Annotated in this window: 21 protein-coding genes; 11 read left to right on the top strand and 10 right to left on the bottom strand. The window is 70.6% G+C overall.

Annotated features, from left to right (window positions below; all coding sequences use genetic code 11):
• Positions 1-124 precede the first annotated feature (124 nt).
• From ACFPK1_RS03390 to ACFPK1_RS03375, 4 genes are all read left to right on the top strand, one after another.
• Positions 125-334, top strand: coding sequence for a hypothetical protein (locus ACFPK1_RS03390; protein ID WP_378019463.1), 210 nt, complete (start codon positions 125-127; stop codon positions 332-334).
• Positions 331-612 carry a hypothetical protein gene (locus ACFPK1_RS03385; protein ID WP_378019462.1) on the top strand — a complete coding sequence of 94 codons (282 nt, stop codon included), beginning with the start codon at positions 331-333 and terminating at the stop codon, positions 610-612. Before ACFPK1_RS03390 ends, ACFPK1_RS03385 begins: the two co-directional genes overlap by 4 nt.
• A gap of 447 nt (positions 613-1,059) precedes the next feature.
• Positions 1,060-2,301, top strand: a complete 1,242-nt coding sequence (locus ACFPK1_RS03380; RefSeq protein WP_378019461.1) for an NAD(P)/FAD-dependent oxidoreductase — start codon at positions 1,060-1,062, stop codon at positions 2,299-2,301.
• A 35-nt stretch (positions 2,302-2,336) separates the two neighbouring features.
• Complete coding sequence (locus ACFPK1_RS03375; protein WP_378019460.1) at positions 2,337-4,277, top strand: acetoacetate--CoA ligase; 1,941 nt, start codon at positions 2,337-2,339, stop codon at positions 4,275-4,277.
• A gap of 12 nt (positions 4,278-4,289) precedes the next feature.
• On the opposite strand, the gene ACFPK1_RS03370 is transcribed toward ACFPK1_RS03375, so the two are convergent.
• The 4 genes from ACFPK1_RS03370 to ACFPK1_RS03355 all read right to left on the bottom strand — a co-directional run bounded on the left by ACFPK1_RS03370 (position 4,290) and on the right by ACFPK1_RS03355 (position 6,816).
• Complete coding sequence (locus ACFPK1_RS03370) at positions 4,290-5,012, bottom strand: GAF domain-containing protein (protein ID WP_378019459.1); 723 nt, start codon at positions 5,010-5,012, stop codon at positions 4,290-4,292.
• Positions 5,013-5,059: 47 nt separating this feature from the next.
• The gene (locus ACFPK1_RS03365) at positions 5,060-5,326 is read right to left on the bottom strand and encodes a hypothetical protein (RefSeq protein WP_378019458.1); all 267 of its coding nucleotides are present in this window, start codon (positions 5,324-5,326) and stop codon (positions 5,060-5,062) included.
• 461 nt (positions 5,327-5,787) lie between these two features.
• Positions 5,788-6,153: a hypothetical protein gene (locus ACFPK1_RS03360; protein ID WP_378019457.1), complete on the bottom strand. Its 366-nt coding sequence runs from the start codon at positions 6,151-6,153 to the stop codon at positions 5,788-5,790.
• A gap of 171 nt (positions 6,154-6,324) precedes the next feature.
• A complete protein-coding gene (locus ACFPK1_RS03355) occupies positions 6,325-6,816 on the bottom strand; it encodes a hypothetical protein (RefSeq protein ID WP_378019456.1) in 492 nt (163 codons plus the stop codon).
• Between the two features lie 741 nt (positions 6,817-7,557).
• Between ACFPK1_RS03355 and ACFPK1_RS03350 the strand changes: the two genes are divergently transcribed.
• On the top strand, positions 7,558-8,322 hold the full coding sequence (locus ACFPK1_RS03350; RefSeq protein ID WP_378019455.1) for an alpha/beta fold hydrolase: 765 nt from the start codon (positions 7,558-7,560) through the stop codon (positions 8,320-8,322).
• Positions 8,323-8,334: 12 nt separating this feature from the next.
• Here ACFPK1_RS03350 and ACFPK1_RS03345 read toward each other — a convergent pair whose 3' ends face one another.
• Positions 8,335-8,691, bottom strand: a complete 357-nt coding sequence (locus ACFPK1_RS03345) for an STAS domain-containing protein (RefSeq protein ID WP_378019454.1) — start codon at positions 8,689-8,691, stop codon at positions 8,335-8,337.
• Positions 8,692-8,953: 262 nt separating this feature from the next.
• Here ACFPK1_RS03345 and gvpO point away from each other — a divergent pair, with 262 nt between their 5' ends.
• On the top strand, positions 8,954-9,358 hold the full coding sequence (gene gvpO, locus ACFPK1_RS03340) for a gas vesicle protein GvpO (RefSeq protein ID WP_378019453.1): 405 nt from the start codon (positions 8,954-8,956) through the stop codon (positions 9,356-9,358).
• Here gvpO and ACFPK1_RS03335 read toward each other — a convergent pair.
• From ACFPK1_RS03335 to ACFPK1_RS03325, 3 genes are all read right to left on the bottom strand, one after another.
• Positions 9,355-10,272, bottom strand: coding sequence for a hypothetical protein (locus tag ACFPK1_RS03335; RefSeq protein WP_378019452.1), 918 nt, complete (start codon positions 10,270-10,272; stop codon positions 9,355-9,357). The genes gvpO and ACFPK1_RS03335 overlap by 4 nt on opposite strands.
• The gene (locus tag ACFPK1_RS03330) at positions 10,269-10,958 is read right to left on the bottom strand and encodes an RNA polymerase sigma factor (protein WP_378019451.1); all 690 of its coding nucleotides are present in this window, start codon (positions 10,956-10,958) and stop codon (positions 10,269-10,271) included. Before ACFPK1_RS03330 ends, ACFPK1_RS03335 begins: the two co-directional genes overlap by 4 nt.
• 416 nt (positions 10,959-11,374) lie before the next feature.
• Positions 11,375-11,872, bottom strand: coding sequence for a nuclear transport factor 2 family protein (locus ACFPK1_RS03325; RefSeq protein WP_378019450.1), 498 nt, complete (start codon positions 11,870-11,872; stop codon positions 11,375-11,377).
• 171 nt (positions 11,873-12,043) lie between these two features.
• On the opposite strand from ACFPK1_RS03325, the gene ACFPK1_RS03320 reads away from it, so the two are divergent.
• The 3 genes from ACFPK1_RS03320 to ACFPK1_RS03310 all read left to right on the top strand — a co-directional run bounded on the left by ACFPK1_RS03320 (position 12,044) and on the right by ACFPK1_RS03310 (position 13,143).
• Positions 12,044-12,268, top strand: a complete 225-nt coding sequence (locus ACFPK1_RS03320; protein ID WP_378019449.1) for a hypothetical protein — start codon at positions 12,044-12,046, stop codon at positions 12,266-12,268.
• Positions 12,269-12,302: 34 nt separating this feature from the next.
• Positions 12,303-12,716: a nuclear transport factor 2 family protein gene (locus ACFPK1_RS03315; RefSeq protein WP_378019448.1), complete on the top strand. Its 414-nt coding sequence runs from the start codon at positions 12,303-12,305 to the stop codon at positions 12,714-12,716.
• Between the two features lie 97 nt (positions 12,717-12,813).
• Entirely contained in the window at positions 12,814-13,143 is a 330-nt protein-coding gene (locus tag ACFPK1_RS03310) for a GYD domain-containing protein (protein ID WP_378019447.1), read from the top strand.
• Positions 13,144-13,210: 67 nt separating this feature from the next.
• On the opposite strand, the gene ACFPK1_RS03305 is transcribed toward ACFPK1_RS03310, so the two are convergent.
• Positions 13,211-13,366, bottom strand: coding sequence for a hypothetical protein (locus ACFPK1_RS03305; RefSeq protein ID WP_378019446.1), 156 nt, complete (start codon positions 13,364-13,366; stop codon positions 13,211-13,213).
• Positions 13,367-14,338: 972 nt separating this feature from the next.
• On the opposite strand from ACFPK1_RS03305, the gene ACFPK1_RS03300 reads away from it, so the two are divergent.
• Complete coding sequence (locus tag ACFPK1_RS03300; protein ID WP_378019445.1) at positions 14,339-16,165, top strand: hypothetical protein; 1,827 nt, start codon at positions 14,339-14,341, stop codon at positions 16,163-16,165.
• 55 nt (positions 16,166-16,220) lie between these two features.
• Positions 16,221-16,844 (top strand): hypothetical protein, encoded by a 624-nt coding sequence (locus ACFPK1_RS03295; protein WP_378019444.1) that lies wholly within the window; start codon positions 16,221-16,223, stop codon positions 16,842-16,844.
• Positions 16,845-17,608: 764 nt separating this feature from the next.
• Here the strand turns inward: ACFPK1_RS03295 and ACFPK1_RS03290 are convergent.
• Entirely contained in the window at positions 17,609-19,711 is a 2,103-nt protein-coding gene (locus ACFPK1_RS03290; protein ID WP_378019443.1) for an NACHT domain-containing protein, read from the bottom strand.
• Positions 19,712-20,190: the final 479 nt, after the last annotated feature.

Genomic DNA, 20,190 nt, shown 5'->3' with positions numbered 1-20,190 from the left:
GGATCCGGCTCCTTGCTGGTCCGTTCGGGTCGATCCCGTCACTCTCGGCGACACCGTGGGGATTCCCCCGATGCCCGTTCGGCCGCACCCGGCGGACCCTTCGGAGTGAGGACGGGGGGACATCATGATCGTCGAGACGGGGCCGGTCGACCGCACGAAGTACGCCGCCGCGGCCGAGCGGGCGCTACGCGTCCACCCCGGCCCGCTCGGGGAGCTCGTGGCCCGCGAGCTGCGGGCCTTCGCCGACTTCGGCTTCCGGATCGCCGGGGACGGGCTCGTCGACCGGCTGGCGGCCGAGGTGCTCGCGGAGGTCCCCGACGGGGGCGACCGGTGAGCCCGCCGGTCTGGGCGACGACCCTCGTGCTCGGGTGCCCACCGCGCGACGCCGGCCCGGAGCCCGCGGACGTCCGGGGGAACGCGGCGGGGCTGTCGGGCCCCGAGCGGTCCCGGTACCGGGCGGCCGCGCTGCACGCGCGCCGCGTCTTCCCCGGCGCCCTCGGCGAGCTGCTCGCGCGCGAGCTGCGGACCAGCGCCGACTTCGGTTACGGCGCGCACGGCCTCGTCGGGCGGGTCGCCACGCAGGTGCTGGCGATGCCCGCGGCCGACCGCTGACCGCTGCGCGCGGGGGCGGCGGACGTCGAGCACACCCTCGGGCTGATCGTCCGGGGCGCGATCCACACGATCCCGCACGTCGAGCAGGCCGGTGTCTCCCTCGTCGAGCGCTTCGGCGTCGGCCCGGACCAGGCGTTCGCGATGCTCGTCGAGTCGCGCAGCACACGACCATGAAGCTGGTGGACGTCGCCACCTGGCTCGTCGGCGAGGCGCAGACCGCGTCGCGCAGGGCCGCGCACGGTGGCCCGGACGTCGGCAGCGGACGTTAGGCGCGGTCGTCCGGCCGGGTATGGCCGATGCCAGGTCGACAGGCTGCCCGCGGGCGATGGTCGACTCAGGTTCCGCCGGTTCGACCTCGTGAGCCGGCGGGACCGCCTCTCTCCTCCCCCGGCTGCCGCGGGCATCCGCAGGATTGTCGCGACGGCCCCTGAGGTCGACCATCGGGCCATGGCGGGAGACGGGGCAGGAGACGGGGCGGACGGCGGGACCCACGTGGTCGTGGGCGCGGGCCTGGCCGGGGCGAAGGCCGCGGAGGCCCTGCGGGAGGGCGGCGCGGGCCGGGTCGTGCTGATCGGCGACGAGCAGGAGCGGCCCTACGACCGCCCGCCGCTGTCGAAGGACTACCTGCAGGGCAGCACCGGCCGCGACGGCGTGTACCTGCACCCCGCCGACTGGTACGCCGAGCACGGCATCGAGCTGCGCACCGGGGTGCGCGCCCATGCCGTCGACCGCGACGCCCACGAGGTCGTCCTCGCCGACGGCGAGCGCGTCGGCTACCGCAAGCTGCTGCTCGCCACCGGGTCGTCCCCGCGACGGCTCCCCGTCGGCGGCGTCGACCTCGACGGCGTCCACCACCTGCGCACCCTCGGCGACAGCGACCGCATCGCCGCCGCGATCCGCTCGTCGTCGCGGATCGTCGTGATCGGCGCCGGCTGGATCGGCCTCGAGGTCACCGCCGCGGCGCGGATCGCCGGCGTCGCGGTCACCGTCATCGAGTCCGCACCGCTGCCGCTGCTGCGCGTCCTCGGTCCCGAGATCGCCGAGGTGTTCGCGACCCTGCACCGCGAGCACGGGGTCGACCTGCGGCTCGACACCGACCTCGCCGAGATCCGCGGACGCGACGGGCGAGCCACCGGCGTCCGGCTGGGCGACGACACCGAGATCGACGCCGACGCGGTGGTGGTCGGCGTCGGGATCACCCCGAACACCGACCTGGCCGAGGCGGCCGGGCTCGAGGTCGCGGACGGCGTCGTGGTCGACGCCCGCCACCGCACGTCCGACCCCGACGTGCACGCGGCCGGCGACGTCGCCCGGCTCTGGTACCCCGCCTTCGACCGGCACCTGCGCGTGGAGCACTGGGACAACGCACTGAACGGCGGGCCCGCCGCGGCCCGCGCCATGCTCGGCGACGAGACCCCCTACGACCACCTGCCGTACTTCTTCACCGACCAGTACGACCTCGGGATGGAGTACACCGGCTACGTCGCCCCCGGCGAGTACGACGAGGTCGTGGTGCGGGGCGAGCTCGGCTCGCGCGAGTTCGTGGCGTTCTGGCTCGCGCGCGGGCGGGTGCTCGCCGGCATGAACGTCAACATCTGGGACGTCACCGACCCGATCGCCCGCCTGGTCCGGCACGAGGAGGGCTTCGACCGCGCCCGCCACGCCGACCCGGCGGTCCCGCTGGCCTAGGCCGGTGGGCGGCGAACCGGCACCATCTGCAGACCATGAACGCTCCCGACGGACCGACGCTGCTCCGTCCCCCCGGCCCGCTGGAGGGCACCGGGCTCGGCGCCTACGTCGAGTACCTCTCGTCCACCCGCGGGCTGGAGTTCGAGGACTACGGGGAGCTGTGGCGCTGGTCGGTGGCCGAGCCGGAGGCGTTCTGGGGCTCGATCTGGGAGCACTACGGCGTCCCGGGGACCTATGAGCGGGCGCTCGGGTCGTCGGCGATGCCCGGGGCGGAGTGGTTCCCGGGCGCCCGGCTGAACTACGCCGCGCACATGCTCGGCACCGACGAGGACACCGACCGCACGGCGATCATCGCGCGCTCGCAGACCCGGGGGCCGCAGGAGCTCACGTTCGGCGAGCTGCGCGACCAGGTCGCCCGGGCCCGCGCCGGCCTGCAGCGACTCGGCGTGCAGGAGGGCGACCGGGTCGTCGGGTACCTGCCGCACGTCCCCGAGACGATCGTCGTGTTCCTGGCCGCGGCGAGCCTCGGGGCGATCTGGGCGGCCTGCGCGCCGGAGTTCGGCGCCCGCAGCGTCGTCGACCGGCTCGGCCAGCTCGCCCCGACGGTGCTGCTCGCGGTCGCGTCCTACCGGTACGGGGACAAGGAGATCGACCAGCGCGACGAGCTGGCGACGATCCGCGCGGGCCTGCCGACCGTGCGGCACGTCGTCGGGCTGGACTACGGGCCGCACCCCGTGCCGGACGCGATGACGTGGGACGAGCTGCTCATCGAGTCCGGGCCCCTCGCGTTCGCCGACCTCCCGTTCGACCACCCCCTCTACGTGCTGTTCTCCTCGGGCACCACGGGGCTGCCGAAGGCGATCGTGCACGGGCACGGCGGCATCCTGCTCGAGCACCTGCGGCTGTTCGGCCTGCACTTCGACATCCGTCCCGGCGACCGGACGCTGTGGTTCACCACCACGGCCTGGGCGATGTGGAACATCACGATCTCGGTGCTGCTGCACCGCGGCGCCGTCGTGCTGCTCGACGGGAACCCGCTGTGGCCCGACCTCGAGGCGCAGTGGCGGCTCGCGGCCGAGACCGGGGTCGCGCTGCTGGGCGCCAGCCCGGGGTACCTCACGGCCTGCCGCAAGGAGGGCGTCGTCCCGGCCCGGTGGCCCGAGCTGCGCCAGCTCGGCACCACGGGGGCGCCGCTGCCGCCGGAGGCCTTCGACTACGTCTACGAGCACCTCGGGCCCGACGTCATCCTCAACCCGTTCAGCGGCGGGACGGACGTGTGCAGCGGCTTCGTCGGCGGCGGGACCTGGCAGCCGGTGTGGCGCGGCGAGATGTCCGGCGCCGGGCTCGGGCACGACGTCGCCGCGTTCGACGAGGACGGCCACCCGGTGGTCGAGCAGCTCGGCGAGCTCGTGGTGCGGGCGCCGATGCCGTCGATGCCCGTCGGGTTCTGGAACGACCCGGACGGCGAGCGCTACCGCGAGGCCTACTTCGACACCTTCCCGGGCGTGTGGCGGCACGGGGACTGGGTGCGGTTCACCGACCGCGGCAGCTGCGTGATCACCGGGCGCTCCGACGCGACGCTGAACCGCGGCGGCGTGCGGCTGGGCACCGCCGAGTTCTACGACGTCGTCGAGGACATGCCCGAGGTGGCCGACTCGCTGGTCGTGCACCTCGAGGACGACGAGGGCGGCTCGGGCGAGCTGCTGCTGTTCGTCGAGCTGGTGCCCGGCGCCGAGCTGGACGACGACCTGCGCGCCCGGATCGCCGGCGGGCTGCGGCGCAACCTCTCGCCGCGGCACGTGCCCGACCTGGTCGCCGCCGTCCCGGCGGTGCCGCGCACGCTGACCGGCAAGAAGCTGGAGCGCCCGGTCAAGCAGGTGCTGCGCGGGCGCGCGATCGACGAGGTGATCAGCCCCGACGCCGTGCGCGGGGCGGACGCCGTGCCGGCCTTCGTGGACGCCTACGGGGCGCGGTAGGGGGCCGGCGGGTCAGGCGTCGCCGTGGAACACCTCGGTGGGCCGGTGACCGGTCACGACGGCGCCGGCCCAGGAGCCGAGCATCATCGCCCGCATCTCCGGCTCCGCGAAGGCGTGCGGCTCCGGGGCGTAGAGGTTGATCGCGCCGAGGGCGCGCCGGTCGGCCCGCAGGCCGTTGCGCAAGGCGCTCCAGGGGACGGCGATCGAGAGCGCGGAGCGGATGCCCAGGTCGCCGATCGCCCGGCACAGGCGAGGCCAGCGCTCCGCGTCCTCGGGGCCGGCGAGGTCGTCGGCCCGGACGGGGATGACCATGTCCAGCTCGAGGGCGTCGACGGTCGGGCCCTCGTGGAGGCGGTACTGCAGGTCGTCGACGGCCGGCGACACGCCCGTCCCGAGGACGGTGGTGTAGGGGTCCACCTCGCCCTCGAGCTGGTCGACGGTCGTCACGCTGATCGACGAACACCCCGGGTACACGGCCCGCGTCGCATCGAGGACGAGGTGCAGGACGTCCTCGTAGTCGCGTTCCACCGGCTCGGTGGCGAGCCCGTTGACGGCGATCCAGTCGGTGATCATGCGCCCGAGGTGCTCCCGTGCCCGGGCGCGCGCCTCCGTGGCGTCCCGGTCCTGGGTCTCGGACCGGGTCCGCGCACGGCCGACCATGCTCCGCGAGCTCTCGATCCGGGCGCGCAGCCGGGCGCGCAACAGCCCCAGCTCGTGCTCCCGGTCGACCCCCACCGCCAGACCATAGGCCCGCACTCCGGTCCGCCGACAGGCCTCGGGCCTCAACCAGGCCGGACGTCCCCGCGCAGGCGTGCCGCCTCCCGGCGTTCCCACTCCGCGAACTCCCGCGCGCGGCGTGCCCCCGCGTCCAGCTCGGTGCGGTCGCCGGGGGTGTTCCGGGCGAGATCGGCGCGGCACTGCGCCAGTCGCTCGAAGACCGCGGCGACGTCGTCCGCGGTGTCGGCCAGCTGGAGCGCGATCGCGCGCGTGCGCGCCCGCAGCCGATCGGTACCGGCGCTCCGGGGAGCCGGATCGTCGATGGCGGACATGGGGCCTCACGATCACGCGCGCGCCGACCCGGGATGGCAGGGCAGCCGCGAGCGAGGCCGGCGTCGGGCCGCTGGAAGCCGCACGCTCCAGCATGCCGGTCCGGGACGGGCCTGACCATCCCCGTCGCCGATCGGTCAGGGCGTGGAGGCCGGACAACCCGGCCGACGTGCGGGCGTGCTCGTCGCACCGGCTCCCGCTCGACCAGGCGCCCGACGCCTACGGCGCCTTCGATCGCCGCGACGACGGTTGGACCGAGGTCCTCCTCACGCCGGGCACGGCCGCCTGATCCGGCGCCGGGTGGTTCACCCCTCGACGCCACCCGTCGTCACCGGGGCGCCGGCGCTCACCGGCGGCCCTCGGTGTCCCGCGGGTCCCTGGCCCGGGTCGAGGCGCGGGTCTCCCGGTCGATCTCGCCCTGCTCCCGACCGGCCCGCTGGTGCTCGCCGATCAACGCTTCGCGCTAGCGTTCGAGGTGCTCCCGGGCCCGCGCCACGGTCTCCGCGGCGCGGTTCAGCGCCTCCTCCGACCGCCGGAACTGCTCCCCGCCCGGTTGCCCGCTCGCCCGCGCCAGGGCGTCGAGCGACGCCTCCCGCAGGTCGGCCCAGTGCTCGCGGGTATCGGCGCGCCGCTCCCGCCGGTCGGCCTGGACCTGCCGCCGATCGGCGGCGTCGTCCCGCTCGTCGGCGGCGCGGTCACGGGCGTCGGCGGCCTCGTCGCGTTCGTCGGCGGCACGGTCGCGGGCATCCGCGGCGTCCGCGCGCTCCTGGGCGGCCCGGCTCGGCTCGTCGGCCGCCGACGTCCCCGAGCGCTCGTCCACGATCGTCACCCAGCCCCTGCGCTCGCCGCGTGTCGTCCCCGGTCGGGGGAGCAAGTGTGCTCCATCTCGAGGTCTCGCGGAACCGGGACCCGGGGGCCTCCCGCGCCGTCACCGTCTCCTGGGGCGGACGACGAGGGCCCGGGCCGCTGTCGCGACCCGGGCCCTCGAGGTGGAGATCGGTCAGACCGCGCCCGGGATCTCGACCGGGGTCTCGGCCTCCGGGACCTCCGGCGTCTCCGCCTCGGGGGTCTCGGCCTCCGGGGTCTCGGCCTCGGGAGTCTCGGCCTCGGGGGTCTCGGCCTCCGGGGTCTCGGCCTCGGGGGTCTCCGCCTCGGGGGCGGCGGCCTCGGGGGCGGCCGGGAGCTCGATGGGCACCTCGGGCAGGGCGTTGCCGATGCCGATGTCGAGGGTGTTCCCGCTCAGGTTGTCGTTGAGCACGTCGCTGCAGACGATGTTGAGCGCGTTGGCGCCCACCGGGGCCTGCGCGAGGGCGCCGACGGCGGCGTCGCCGTCGATGCCGCCGTTGGCCTCGGCGTTGCCGCCGTTGATGTTGCAGGAGCCGGAGCCCTCGTGGTCGTGCCCGTGCCCGCCCTCGGTGGCGGACGCGAACGGCGCGGCGGCCATCAGACCGGCGGCCACACCGACGGTCACGACACCCAGCTTCTTGATCACATGGACTCCTTGCACAGCTTGTCGGGGAGCGGAACAGCTCGACCTGGTCCGGCGGTGCCGTCGAGCACGTCCTGGCGAGCCGTCCGCCGCACTGAACGGAGCAGCGGCCGGCTCCCGGTTCCCAACGACACGATCACAGATTGGTCACGGAGCGCGATTTCCCGGTGACGAATGGTCACGGTCAGTCAGAAGGGCCCGCCTCTGCCGCCGGCGATCTCACCCTCGGTCAGGTGTCGCCGTGCGGAGGCCGGGACACGCTCGGGAGCCGGACGGCGCCTCGCCCGCCGCCGGCGAGGCCTCTCCCGCTCGAACGCGTCACGATCGCGCTCGATCGTGGCGGCCGGCGCAGCTCCCCGGAACGAAGACACGTAACGAACAGTTTGTCCCCGGCGACTGAGCGGCCGTGGGGGGACCACGCGCACGGGACGCCGATGGGGATCGGCGCGGTCGTGCTCGTCGGCGGCGTCGAGGGGGACAGCAGTGGACCGACCGCGGTTCCCGACCGTCGAATGGGAGATCCGGCAGGCGGTCCACCTGCGGGCCCAGGCGGTGCAGCGGGGGCACGACGTGAAGGCCGGATGCTGGTGCTGTTGCCTCCAGTGCTCGCCGACGGGCTCCCGCGGTCCGGCAGCCGCGACCACGCGGAGGCGCCGGGGTCCCGATCCGCAGCCGTGATCCCGACGGGCGGAGCAGGCTTCGCGGACATGCCGCCGCCGGGCCGGGAGTGCAGGATGCGGCCCCATGACGGTGGCACTGGTGCACGGCAACCCGGAGAGCGCGGCGCTGTGGGACCCGCTCGTCGCCGAGCTGTCCCGCGCGGGCGTCGACGACGTCGTCCGGCTCTCCCCGCCCGGCTTCGGCGTCCCGCTCCCGGCCGGCTTCCCCGCGACGGTGACGGCCTATCGCGACTGGCTGATCGGCGAGCTCGAGCGCCTCGACCGGCCCGTCGATCTCCTGGGTCACGACTGGGGCGGCGGCCACGTGGCCACGGCCGTCATGGCGCGCCCCGAGCTGGTGCGCAGCTGGGCGAGCGACTCGCTGGGCCTGTTCGAGCCGGACTACGTGTGGCACGACCTCGCCCGGACCTGGCAGACGCCCGGGGACGGCGAGGCCAACCTCGACGAGATGCTCGGCGGCACCCCCGAGCAGCGGGCCGCGCAGATGGAGGAGTTCGGCGTCGGTCACGCCGAGGCCCTGCAGATCGCGGGCGCGCAGGGGCCGGAGATGAAGCAGGCGGTGCTCGCGCTCTACCGCTCCGCCGCGCAGCCGGCGATGGCCCAGCTCGGCAAGGGGTTGCCGGGCCTGGCGTCCCGCCCGGGGCTCGGGATCGTCGCCACCGCGGACCCCTTCGGCGGCAGCGAGGAGCTCCGCCGGCGCGCCGTGGAGCGCGCGGGCGCCGAGGTCGCGGTGCTCGACGGGCTGGGCCACTGGTGGATGGCCGAGGACCCGGCCCGGGCCGCGCGCGTGCTCGTCGCCTTCTGGCGCGCCCGGGCCTGGAGCGCCTGACCCGGACCGGCCTCAGACCAGGCCGGCGGCGGCCAACCAGGCCCGCGCCGCGGGCGCACCCAGGTGCACGAGGTGCAGCGAGAGCCCCTCGCGCCGGGCGCGGTCGCGCGCCCGTGTCAGGACGTCGGTGCCGGCGGGGTCGCAGCTCGGGACGGCGGAGAGGTCGAGCACGATGACGTGACGGCGGCGCTCGAGCTCGGCGCCGAGGCGCTCCCGCACCAGATCGACGCCGTGGAGCGTCAACGGCCCCGACACCGTGATGATGACCCCGTGGGCCGCGTCGACGGGACGCACGTCGACGGTCGCCGCCGGCGGGGTCGACGTGGAGCTCGCGGGGCCCTCGGGGGCGGGAACGGACAGCTGGGTCACGGGGTCTCCCGACACGATCACGCGGTGTGTGCCGGGCTGCGAACTCAACCAGCGGCTGGCCCGCCTCCGGTACCCGATCCGGGGGCGCGCCCCACGCCTTCCACGAAATGGGTCTGATCGCCGCGCACATTCTGCTCCGAGCGGACCACCGCGCCGGTGAATCGGTGGGTATCACCCGCCGCGAACGCCGTCACCGACGAGCATCGGCAGCAATGCGGAGAATCGGCGGTTCGCGCCGGCGACCCGGCGGGAACCATCGCGCATGACCGGGAACGGCGAAGTGGGCGAGTCCCGTCCGCGACGGGCGGGACGGACGGCGACCACGCGCGACGGATCGTCGAAGGGCACCGCGGACCGGCCGACGGGATCCTCTCGACGGGCGTCGTCCGGGGCCTCCGCGGACACCGTCGGTGCCCGCGGTGTCCTGACCGCGGCCCGCGAGCTCGCCTCCGAGCTGGGCTGGAACTGGGAGGCGCTGTCCGGACTCCGTCGGGAGGGCGACGGGTGGACGGTGGCGATGGACGTCGTCGAGACCCGGCGCGTCCCGTCGACGACCGATGTCATCGCCGTCTACGAGCTCGATGTCGACGACACCGGGGAATTGCTCGGATATCGCCGACTGCGCCATTACGTGCGGGGGCGCGGCGACAACGAGCAGAACCCCTAGCCCTGTTCCGGCGGGGCGTCGCCGTTCTCCGGCGCCCGCGCCCGTCCGGGCGGAACGGCCGGTGGTCCGACGGATCGCCCGGCCGCCGGACCGTTCCGTTCGGCCTGGCCCGGAGGGGCGGCCGGGGGCCCGACGGCACGCCCATCGGCGCCGTTCCCGCCGTTCCCGGTCCCGCCGTTCCCGGTGCCTCCGTCGTCGCCAACACCGGCGCCGTCGTCGGAGCCGGCGGGGCCCCGCGAGGATCCGGTGTCCCCGTCGGACCGGGACGCGCCCGGCGTCGCCGGCGGGGTGCTCGACGCCCCGACGGGTGGCCCGGCCGGCGCGGTCGGTGCCGGCCGGTCGGCCGGTGACGCGGTCCCCGCGCAGAAGCGGTCGACGTTCTCCGCCCCGCCGGCCGCGGCCACGAGGTCGGTGAACGCGGGGTCCGCCGCGCGCGAGCTCGCCGGTCCGTCGGCCCGCCAGGCCTCGCAGCCCGCGATCCGGACCGCGTCGGGCAGCGGTCCCGCACCGACCGTGCCGGCCGTGGCCCCGGACGGAGCGGGAGCCGGCGCGGCGGGGGGCTGGTCCCCGAGCACCAGCGCCGCCGTCCCGGCGGACACCCCGGCGGTGGCCAGAGCGAGGGCGAGGGCGGAGGCCAGCCCGGTCGGCGTGCGCCGCCGGCCCGGACGGCGTCGGGCGGGAGGGGGCGCCGACGCCCGCCCCACGGACCCCTCCAGGACGGCCGCGCGATGACCGGCGAGGAAGGCCGTCACGGCGGCGCCCTCGCCGACCATCTCCTCCCGGTGGGCGGGCCCGGACGCGGCCGCGAGGAGCTCGTGCAGCGGACCGCTGCCCGCGCCGTCGAGGAGGTCCTCGGACTCCGCCCGCGTCGGACGCCCCCGCGGCGGGGAGGGGTCACGGCCTTCGATGGTCATGGTCCGTCCTCCGTGCCGCCCGGTGTCCGGTCCAGGCGCCGCGCCAAGGTCTTCAGCCCCCGGTGGGCGGCCACGCGCACGGCCCCCGCGCGCTTGCCCAGGATGTCGCCGGCGGCCTCGGCGCTGAGCCCGACGACCGCGCGCAGCAGCACGGCCTCGGCCTGGTCCTGCGGCAACGACCCGATGATCTCGACCGCCTGAGCCGTGGACAGGGCCGCGATCGCCGCCTCGGCGGTGTCACCCGCGCCCGTGAGGTCGGCCAGCTCCGGCATCACGTGCAGGCCGCCGGGCTCGGCACGTCGCCGGCCGCGCGCCTTGATCAGGTCCAGTGCCCGGTGGCGGGTGATGCTCGTCGCCCATCCGCGGAACCCGTCGAGGTCCCCGAAGAACGTCGGCAGGTCGCGGGCGATCTGGAGCCACGCCTCGCCGGTGACGTCGTCGGCGTCCTGCCCGACCAGCGCTCGCGCGTAGCGGAACAGCCGCGGCGCGAGCTCCCGGTAGAGCGTCACGAACCCCGCCGCGTCACCGCCCAAGGCCCGGCGCAGGGCGTCCTCGAGGTCGTCGGGGTCCGCGGCGGCCGGCGCGGGCGGTGGCTCGACGGGCCGTGACTCGAGGGGCTGGGCCTCGAGCGGACGGGTGTCCTCCCGTCGCGGGCCCGCCGACGGGCTGCGCGCCCAGCCGGTCACGACCGCGTGTCCGCACGTCGCCCCGGGCGCTGCTGCTCCTGCCCGAACAGCAGCACCCGGGCGGCGCGGGTGTGCTGCCCCTCCGCCACAGCACACCCCTTCCGGCCGCCGTGTCCCGCGCGCCCCCCGACGGGTCGCACGCGGACCCCACGCAGAGGCAGCGACTCCGACGGGCGCCTCGTTACACCCCGACCAGGTGCCGCGACCACGAGCGGATCAGCGACCGTGGCTCGTCGGTGGCGGGACGGCGTCGTCGGGGATGGAGAGGTCGGAGGTCACGGGGTCCTCGGCGGGGCCGGGTGACGAGGGATCGGGCGGTGCCGTGTGCTCGGTCCCGGGTCGGGCGTCACCCCTGTCCGGATCGTCCGGTGCGCCGACGTCCCGGCAGGTGGCGTCGTAGATCGGTGTCTCGCCGCTCACGGCGCCGCCACCGGCGAGCCGCCGAGGACGACGACCGCATTGATCAACAGACCCCGGTCGTCCACGCGCCGCAACACGTACCGGTACCGGTCGTGGCGCAGGGGACGCCCCTGCCCGTCGTGGAAGGTCCACCGGACCCCGACCTCGACGATCCTCGACGCCGCCGACACCGTCTCGATCCGGTGGGTCAGCGTCACGAACCGGCGCGCGCGGTGGTCGTCGACGACCCGGCGGAAACCCTCGGCGACCTCCCGGGCGGAGCTGAAGACCGTCGAGTCCCACTCGGTCACGAAGAGCACCGGGGTCACGTGGCACGCGGCGACGGCGGCGAGGTCGGCCCGCGCGAACGCGTCGGCGTACCGGTCGAGGAGCTCGGTGAGCTCCCGGCGAGGCCCCGCGCCGCCGAGTGGGGCGGCCGTCGAGCCGGTGGACGAGGCGCCCCGACGGGTGGCGTCCCGCTCGCCGCCCCGCCGATCCGGCAGCACCCGGGTCACCACCTCGACTCCCGCCGTCGTCTGCTCATGCGTCGACAGCGACACCGCCACCGTCCGGTGTTACACCGCCCTCGCGCTCCACCTCCTCGCTGAGCGGTCAGACGGTTCGCCCTGGGGACGTCGCTGCTACCGTCGTCGGGTCTCGCGGCGGCGAGTGGACCTGGAGCTGGCATGTCGTCGCCGGTGCTGCGCAGCCGGTTCGCGACGAGCGACTTCGACCGAGCGCGCGAGGTGCTGGCGGCGGCGTACGGGGATCACGAACCGGTCCTGCGCGGTGCGCCCGAGCGCTTCGTCTACGACGCCACGGCGGTGGAGGTCGACGGCCTGCGGGTGGCGCACGACGTGTCGTGCTCGGTGCGACACCCACCGTCGTCACGGGCGCAGACCAATACGTAGTTGCCGTCGTGTCCGCGCCGTGGGGACGCGGTGGATGCTGATCGCTGTGACGACCACGCAGAGCACCAATGTCGCCATCGTCCAGGGCGCGTACGCCGCCTTCAACAGCGGCGACATCCCGGGGGTCCTCGCGGTGATGCAGCCCGACATCGAGTGGATCGAGAGTGCCGGGCCCTACGAGGGCCGCTACGTCGGACCCCAGGCGATCGTGGACAACGTGTTCGCCCCCGTTCCCGAGGACTGGAGCGAGTTCACGGTCACTCCGGACGAATTCCTCGAGGCCGGGGATGTGATCGTCGTACTCGGCTGGTTCGCAGGGACCTCTCGGGAGAGCGCCACGTCGTTCCGGTCCCGGTTCGCGCACGTGATCCGCACGCGTGATGGTCTGGAGGCCTCCTTCGAGGACATCTCCGACGCCCACGCTCCCCACGTTGCGCTCGGCCGCTGACCGGTCGGTGCCTTCGATCGCGGGGCGGTGTTCGGCAGCGCGACCCCGTCGAGCCGGCCCCCACCCGCTGAAGTGAGACCACTCGAGGAGGTCGATCATGCCGTTGTACCTCTACGAGGCCGCCTACACGGCTGAGTCCCTGGCGGCCCAGATTCGCGAGCCCCAGGATCGCCTGGAGGCCACCCGGGCCCTCTACGACGCTGCCGGCGTCACCGTCGTGGCCGCCGGTCACCCCCTCGGCGAGCACGACATCGTGATCGTCTTCGACGCGCCCGACGACACGGCGGCGGCCAGCGTCGCGCTCGCCATCGGCGCGGGAGGGGCTGCCCGGTCGGGTCGAACGACGCGCCTGCTCAGTACCCAGGAGTGGAAGGAGTCGCTGGAGCGCGCGCAGGGCGTGGCGGCCCGGTACCGGCCGGCGCGGTGATCAGGCCGAGCCGGCCGCGCCAACTGACGCTCCCAGCGAGATCGGCTGCTCGAGATGCCGCGGAGACCTACGGAGTGGTCGGCGGCGTCGGCGGCCGGCGCTCGGCGCGCGAACTCCGGCGGTGAGAAGCGGTCGGCCAGACCTCGCGCAGCCCCTCGAACGTGGCCGGCTTCATCGCGTCGTCGACCGCGGCGGCGAGGTCCTCGAGCTCGTCGTCGGTCACGACCGGCCTCGGGCCACCGCGAGCAGGGACAGGCACCGGCCGTGACGACGTGAGGTCCGCCCGGCAGGGAGGAGGCGCATGTCTGCCAGCCTGCCCGATCAGACGGGCACGCGTCAGCTCGTGACGATGAGCCGAGCGCGCCGGGTCGCGGTCACCCCATCGAGTCGCGGTGAGATTCCACGGTAGCCCGGAGGACGTCGAGATGCTCGGGCAGGTCGAGGTCATCGAATACCGCGACGTCGACGAGCTCGCCGGTCGGAGACTGGTGGGCCCCGTGGGACTCGGACCCACAACCAACGGATTAAAAAAACTCCCGTGCTTCGCCTCATACCGCTTCAACCAGCGACTCTAGTGCCAGCATGGGTCACCTAGACATACTCCACGCACACAAGTTGACACCGTTGTTCTCCACGACCTGCTCCACGCGAGATCGTCCGGCATCGGATGGCGACCGCGGTGAGCCAAAGCCAGCCGCGGACTCGCAACGGCTATGACCACCTGCACCTTGCGGTCGACAACCTCCGCTTACCTACATTCGCGCCCTGCCCGACGTACGAGACTTATCAGCGCCGGCACCTCCCCAGGGTCTCGAGTTGCGCCACATCAGTCCAGCCTTCTCCGGGGAACACACTGACTGTGCGCTGCTACAACAGGATACGCTTGGTGGGCCATCCGGGTGACGCGTGAACCTTGATGGTGCAGCATATTCAACCATGCGTTACCTCTCAGGTCCGAGCGTCTGGGCGAGCCGCGGCCCACAGGCGGCGAGGGAGGGGGCTCTACGCGATGCTCACATTGTGGCGCCACTGCTCTGGGGGAGTCGAGCGCACATCACCCCTTCGAGATCTATGGGCACGACGAGTGCTGGTCTCGGTGCTTCTGGTCTGTGCATCAATGGCCGCAACGGCCTCGTACAGCGCTGCGAGCCAGCCTTCCCCACCACCGCCAGCTGATACGACCCCATGTGAAGCGGTGCAACCGCTCGTCGACAAGGGCTATCTTGACGCGGCTCTGGGCGTTCTTGGCGAGCGGAGAGAATCACCGGACAGTTGCGTCCAGGCCATTCTCGCTCAAATAGGAGTGTTAAGAGCGACCGCGGCTGCCCACGTCGGCAGAGGTGAGCAACTGCGAGATGCTGGCGACTTCAGTGGTGCTGCCACCTCCTACAGAGCGGCCCTCACGGCCAACATCGACAACCTTGAAGCCCGAGAGGGCCTCGCGAAGGTCACTGCCACCGATCCTCCCCAGATCCTGTCCGCGCTCATCCCGACGCTGACTTGGCTCGTCATATTCTTTGCAGCAGGATCCGCCGCTAGCTATCTGGTGCCAACCGACTTCTACATCAAGAACACGAGCATCGCCGCGATTCGTCGGATGCGATGGGGCGGCGTGCTACTTCTACTTGCTGCCGCGATCTTACTCGGCCACCCCGCGCTCGCCGCGGTCGGTTGGTGGCGAGTTACGGCCGTCCTGCCGGCTTTGCTCGGCATCGCGGCGATCGCTCTTTACACGGCGTGGCGGCTTTCCGTTCGCGTCACAGTCACGAGGACCGACGGGAAATCTGATAATGCCGCGGCGGGCTACATCATAGGCATGATGAACGAGCTTGGCGCCGATACTCCGCGTGGCGTGCGAATACCACAGGGCACCGATGTAGCCGCGTTGCCCGACGACGCGCTGATTATCTTCCCGCAGGGCAAGATTCTCTCAGCACTGGCCAAACTTGTTCGCACGGCTGTCCCCACGGCCGCCTGGTACGTGAGGGTTGAATTGGTCGACTCGACACGTTGCAGTGTGCAAATTTCCCGCAACGGCAAGGCCGTGGCCGTACACGTGGTGCAGGCGGACGAGCTTGTTCCGGCTGAACTAATGTCGAAGGATAGGGACGCGGAGGCAACGCTGTGGACAGGGGTTGCATCCTTCGCCCTGCTGGCGCTGTCGGAGAAGCATATTGAGCTCACGACCGGCCTTTGTGGCGCGAATCGTTGGGACGCGCTTGCAACGTACGTAATCGGCGCGAGGCGGCTCTTCTCCGGAGACGTCACCGGCACGCAGCTTTTTGCAATATCCGCGGCAAGAGACCCCAGCGCACGTCTCGCGGAGCTCGGAAACCTAGTTGCTTCTGTCCAAGCACGACCGTACTTAGCGACAGCGGTGAGCAGAGAACTGGGCAATCTCGCCAACGAGATCTCGAAGCAAGGTGGGCCCGCACAGGGATGGGAAGCTCTTGAGCTTCGCTGCCTGTTGGCCGAGGTATCCATCTACATGAATGCCACGTTCGAGCCCGGGGCCGATAAAGTTTCGCTTGGGCTGCGAGCGTTGAGACATGCCATCCTGCTTATGGACAGATGCGACAAGATGGACCCGGAAAATCCCGCTAGCGCTCTAGCTGAAGAGATGAAGGTGGCCGCCGCATACAGATGGCTAGCCGTACGGCTATGCCTTCGCGCCGTAGCCACGACGAGCAGTACCAAGTGGAGCCGGTCCGACGTGTTGGCGAAATCCTGGCTAAGTGGGCGCCAGAGAAGCTCGCGGGATCGGTACGACCATGCCTGCTACTTACTCATGACAGGTCTACAAGCCGACAGAGGAGTCGCGTTGGGCGAGTTGCGGATTGCTCTTCTTGACCCGACACTTCGATCGTGGGCGGTTCGCGACCCATGCCTTCGCGGCATTCGAGATGAGCTTGACTTGGGACAACTCTCCTCGACAAATAGGCGAGGGGGAGAGACAGCTCCAGACCGTGGTCCTTCAAAGCTCAATCCGCAACTCGCTGGAGCGCCTTCGCAGTCGGGCTAGTTCATCCGCGGTTCCGCGGACGCACGCATTTGCACTCAACCTGGAGATCTGATACATGCAGACCATTATCCCGATAATAGGCACACTGCTAGGGGTTGTCGTTGGCGGCTTCTTGAATCCAGTTCTATCTGGTCGTTGCAACATGCGCACTAGGGGTCGCGTCGCCGCGTCTCAGGCGCTTGAAGGGGTAATGGCCTGGCGCAAGGCTATCGAACACATGAGAGAAGCGCCGGGCAGACTCAGCAGTAAAGACTCGGAGTACTACGACGTATTTCTCGCGACGGAACTCGGCAGTTACAAGGAGTTTTTCAGCTCAGATTGGTGGACGGAGAACCGCGCCGATCTCTACGGCGTTGCCACTCCAGACCAGCTTCGAGTTATTCGAGGGGCCGCCCAGGCCTCGAAAGGTATCAAGGACCTCTTCGTAGGAATGAAGGAAGCTGGCGAAGAAGCGAGAAAGCTTCTAGCCGGGGCAAAGCGAGATCCGAATGCATTCCTCAACGAGCAGGGAGTTGCACGAGAAGGCAGCAACTTGGATGAACCGCAAGAAGGCGTGGCCGCAGAGCTCGCAAAGTTCTCTGCGCAGGTCAAGATGCCTACCGAGATATTTCTGGTGAGCCAGAACTGGCAGACGGCGATCAACCAGCTGCAGAAATTGTCGATGCCGCAACGGTTTTAGAGAGACTCGAGGGCCGGAAGCACGCAAGGGCGTGAACCGCCATGCGACTGGGCGGCGTTGACATCTAATCCGTAGTTGCGTGCCTCACGGGTCCATGCCCGGTTCTGATGGGCGTGGGCGGGCGCCCCAGGTGATCCACTCGGTCTGGGAGGCATCACTGGGGAGCAGTTCGTGGACCAGTTCGTGGACCGAGATCAGTTAACCGCCGGAGACTGGCAGGAGCACGTCGATCACTGAGGCCAGTAGCGGCGCGCGTTGGCGACAAGGGCTCAGCAGCGGAGCGGCGTTGGCGAAGGGCGACCTACGGCTGAGTCGTACTTCCTTGCCAGCGATAGGGTCTCGAGCATTGGAGCCCCACTGTACAGAAGCTTCTCGACGGCAACGCCTTCGTAGTTATGCCGCTCGACGCCGCTTCTCGACGTAACAAGAATGCCAACTTTGGGATAGAGAGTTGTTCATGGGCGTTGAACCTGAGGCGCTCAATAGCAGTTCCAAGGCCGGCCGGTCGGGCAGCAGCTGGCTCCGAGCCCCGCCCATGTCGTGTCCGAGATCACCTACGTCCTTCAGCCACGACAGCGAGGAGGCGCTACTCCGCATGCCCTGAGTTCAGGCCTTGACACGGGTTGCGAATGGCGACGCGCACCCGACCAGTTCGCATCGATATCCTTCTGGTGGATAGCAACTGATCCGGCTCCCACTCCGGGGACCTCCGGCCACGTTCGAACTGTAGTCGGGCAGCAGGCACGGATGACCTCGACTTTACCCTAGCTCATGGGCGTGGTGGATTGAGCTGAATCGTGTGCGCGCGAGCGCACACGGGTTCTCGCGCTACGCCCGTGCTCGATCGCTCCACTCGATGCAAGATGAACCTGGAGTTCCAAGTGACGGAATTGGTAGCTTGAGCCTGAGATCCTCAGGATCCCCGCGGAGTGGCACCACGCCAGCATCGCGGCAAATCGGAAAGGAATCGGTAGGGAGCGCAGCCTGCAAGCGATAACGAAGGAGAGATAGCGAACCGCGACCGGCGAGAGAATGGCTGCGAAGAGCAGCACGCCGAGCCAGTACGTGATACCAAAGCTCGACCACGCCTCAGATGTGAGCCGAGCCGCGATCGCCAGAGGTGCGACGAGCGCGAAGGTTTCAACGAGCTCGCCTGCCACGACGGTACGCGGATTTGCCGACCGACCGCGTTCCGGCACGAAGATGTTGGCGGAAAAGTACGCCGACACGAAGAAGAAGATTATCAGAACGGCGATCTCAACCTTTGCCCCGACCGCCGAGAGAACCGCGACGGACACCAAAGCGCCAAACCCGCTGCATGCCACCGAGAAGAGTAGCCACGATGCTATGCTCGCCCACCGTCGCGACGCTAGGACACTTCTGACCCTACTAGGGTGAGCGTTCCAGCAGCTGAACTGGAAGGCGGCGCAAACCAGGACCACAGCAACCATGCCGAGGAAGCCAACAATGTTCCCTGCGTCTTCCTGGATACCTATCTCGAATAGACCGGTGGCCGCCACCGCAGCCCCGATTAGGAGGACGAACGCAGAGTTCAAGACGCGTGGCGATCGAGGTCCCGCGAGCGGCCAAATCTCATGCAGCGCGATGTCCGTAGCAGGAAGAGAACGGCCCCCGAGACGTCGACCTTCGCTTCGATTCTTCTCGAGATACTCTGCGATGATCGCCAGCGATTGGCCGATCTTCTTCGGCGACCGTCGATGACCCCTAGCCGTCTGATTCTGGACGTGTACAGCCGCTGGGACGAAGAGTGAGAGGATGTGAGAGTTTACTTGCTTAACTCCGAATTCGAGCGCCTTGACCGAATCCTGCGTGGAGGCCTCAGTCTCTGTCGCCTTCTCCCCGCCTCCGGTCGCCACCGCGAACAACTCGGTCGGGTCGCGCACGAACGCACCAGTCTCGGTCCGCTCCTCGTAGACCGTGGTCGCTACCGTGAGCTTCCACGGCGTCGCCAGCGCCAGGGCCAACGTGCCCGTCGGCCGCGTCTCGAGCTCACGGAGGACTTCCTCCCAGCGTTCAGCGCGTGCGGCCCTCCTGCTGATAAAGGCTCGAGCCTCTGAGGGCTCGACGTGTTCGATGGCGATCTCCGTCGCGTCCTCGATCCAGAGGTTCACCCGACGGAGGGCATCGTAGTGCTCGGCACGGCAGGTCACCACCAATGGCGTCTTCGCCACACCACTCTGCAACCGATTGAGCTCCCGCACTGCCACGCCTACCCGCGACGAGTACCCGAGCTCTTCGACTTCCTCCATCTCGTCCAGGCCGTCGATGATGGGAAGTATGCGCCGACTCTTCACCAAGCTCTCCGCCGTCGATCGCGATAGCTCGAACTCGTTCAACAGGTAGTCAATAGCGAATTCCTCGAAGGACCTCGTCGGGTCCCACTTCGCGGCGGGTAACCGAACCGGCACAAGACGCCCTTCCTCCTCGTCGGTCGCCAGAGCAATCGCCAGCTCAACGGCCGCGACAGTCTTGCCGGCTCCGGCCGGCCCTACGATTACCAGTCTTTCGTGGACGGATGCGGTCCAGTCCTGGTAAATCTTGTCGAGCTTGCCACTCCGCCCCCCTGTCTTTTCCAGATCGGGAGCCGCCAGCTGCACCGAGTACTCAAGATTGATCTGTCGATCCGTATCGCCGAGCAGATGGCGACGGGCGGCGGACTCCTTCGCTACCACGATTTCCCGGAGCCGTACAACTCCCGCGCCGACGTCGGTTTCCTGCCAACGGTTCGCCTCGTACGCTTGATAGCCGGCCCAGAGACCCGCGCCCAGGGCAAGCAGCGCTATCACGGCGCTCGCTGGATCCACGTCTCCCAGCCTGGCGTTCGGCAGCATCATAAAGCCGATCACGACAGCCCCGAAGATGCACACAGCGCAACCGATTGCATACGCTAGACGACGGGATCGTTGTTCCATAAAGGCGAATCTTCCTTCAGCTCGTCAGACGGACGATGTCCCCTGTTCGAGTGATTTCGACTCGCGTGAGAGTCTCCGCATTCTCACGAGGCCTCGAGAACTACTTCTAGCGGGCACGAGATTGTCTCGCGATCGCACCCGCTCGACGTTGCTCGCCCGCGGAACCGGCACCTGTTCGAGCTGGCGACAAGTCGATCGCCAGCCCTCATGGACCGGACGAGGGCCGCCTCGCCGAGAGCCATGACGAGCGCAGGTAGGTCTCGCTCGCGGGGCAGCACCCTCCTGCCCCTTCGGACGAAACCCGGCACAACAACCTGTCGGACGCCTTCGCGTGATCGAGCCGAGATCGTCGGCTCCTCGAACTTTGGGCGCGGATCAACGATATCTCGATGGCCAGGCGCTCAGAGGTCGGA

The sequence above is a fragment of the Actinomycetospora rhizophila genome, assembly GCF_042657905.1.
GTDB lineage: Bacteria > Actinomycetota > Actinomycetes > Mycobacteriales > Pseudonocardiaceae > Actinomycetospora > Actinomycetospora rhizophila.
This window is presented reverse-complemented; position numbering and strand designations above follow the sequence as displayed.

What these genes read in the sequence shown, in the direction of transcription:
- ACFPK1_RS03390 (WP_378019463.1), top strand. Translation starts at nt 125, where the DNA reads ATGATCGTCGAGACGGGGCCGGTCGACCGCACGAAGTACGCCGCCGCG.
- ACFPK1_RS03380 (WP_378019461.1), top strand. Translation starts at nt 1,060, where the DNA reads ATGGCGGGAGACGGGGCAGGAGACGGGGCGGACGGCGGGACCCACGTG.
- ACFPK1_RS03375 (WP_378019460.1), top strand. Translation starts at nt 2,337, where the DNA reads ATGAACGCTCCCGACGGACCGACGCTGCTCCGTCCCCCCGGCCCGCTG.
- ACFPK1_RS03365 (WP_378019458.1), bottom strand. Translation starts at nt 5,326, where the DNA reads ATGTCCGCCATCGACGATCCGGCTCCCCGGAGCGCCGGTACCGATCGG.
- ACFPK1_RS03350 (WP_378019455.1), top strand. Translation starts at nt 7,558, where the DNA reads ATGACGGTGGCACTGGTGCACGGCAACCCGGAGAGCGCGGCGCTGTGG.
- gvpO (WP_378019453.1), top strand. Translation starts at nt 8,954, where the DNA reads ATGACCGGGAACGGCGAAGTGGGCGAGTCCCGTCCGCGACGGGCGGGA.
- ACFPK1_RS03335 (WP_378019452.1), bottom strand. Translation starts at nt 10,272, where the DNA reads ATGACCATCGAAGGCCGTGACCCCTCCCCGCCGCGGGGGCGTCCGACG.
- ACFPK1_RS03320 (WP_378019449.1), top strand. Translation starts at nt 12,044, where the DNA reads ATGTCGTCGCCGGTGCTGCGCAGCCGGTTCGCGACGAGCGACTTCGAC.
- ACFPK1_RS03315 (WP_378019448.1), top strand. Translation starts at nt 12,303, where the DNA reads ATGCTGATCGCTGTGACGACCACGCAGAGCACCAATGTCGCCATCGTC.
- ACFPK1_RS03310 (WP_378019447.1), top strand. Translation starts at nt 12,814, where the DNA reads ATGCCGTTGTACCTCTACGAGGCCGCCTACACGGCTGAGTCCCTGGCG.
- ACFPK1_RS03295 (WP_378019444.1), top strand. Translation starts at nt 16,221, where the DNA reads ATGCAGACCATTATCCCGATAATAGGCACACTGCTAGGGGTTGTCGTT.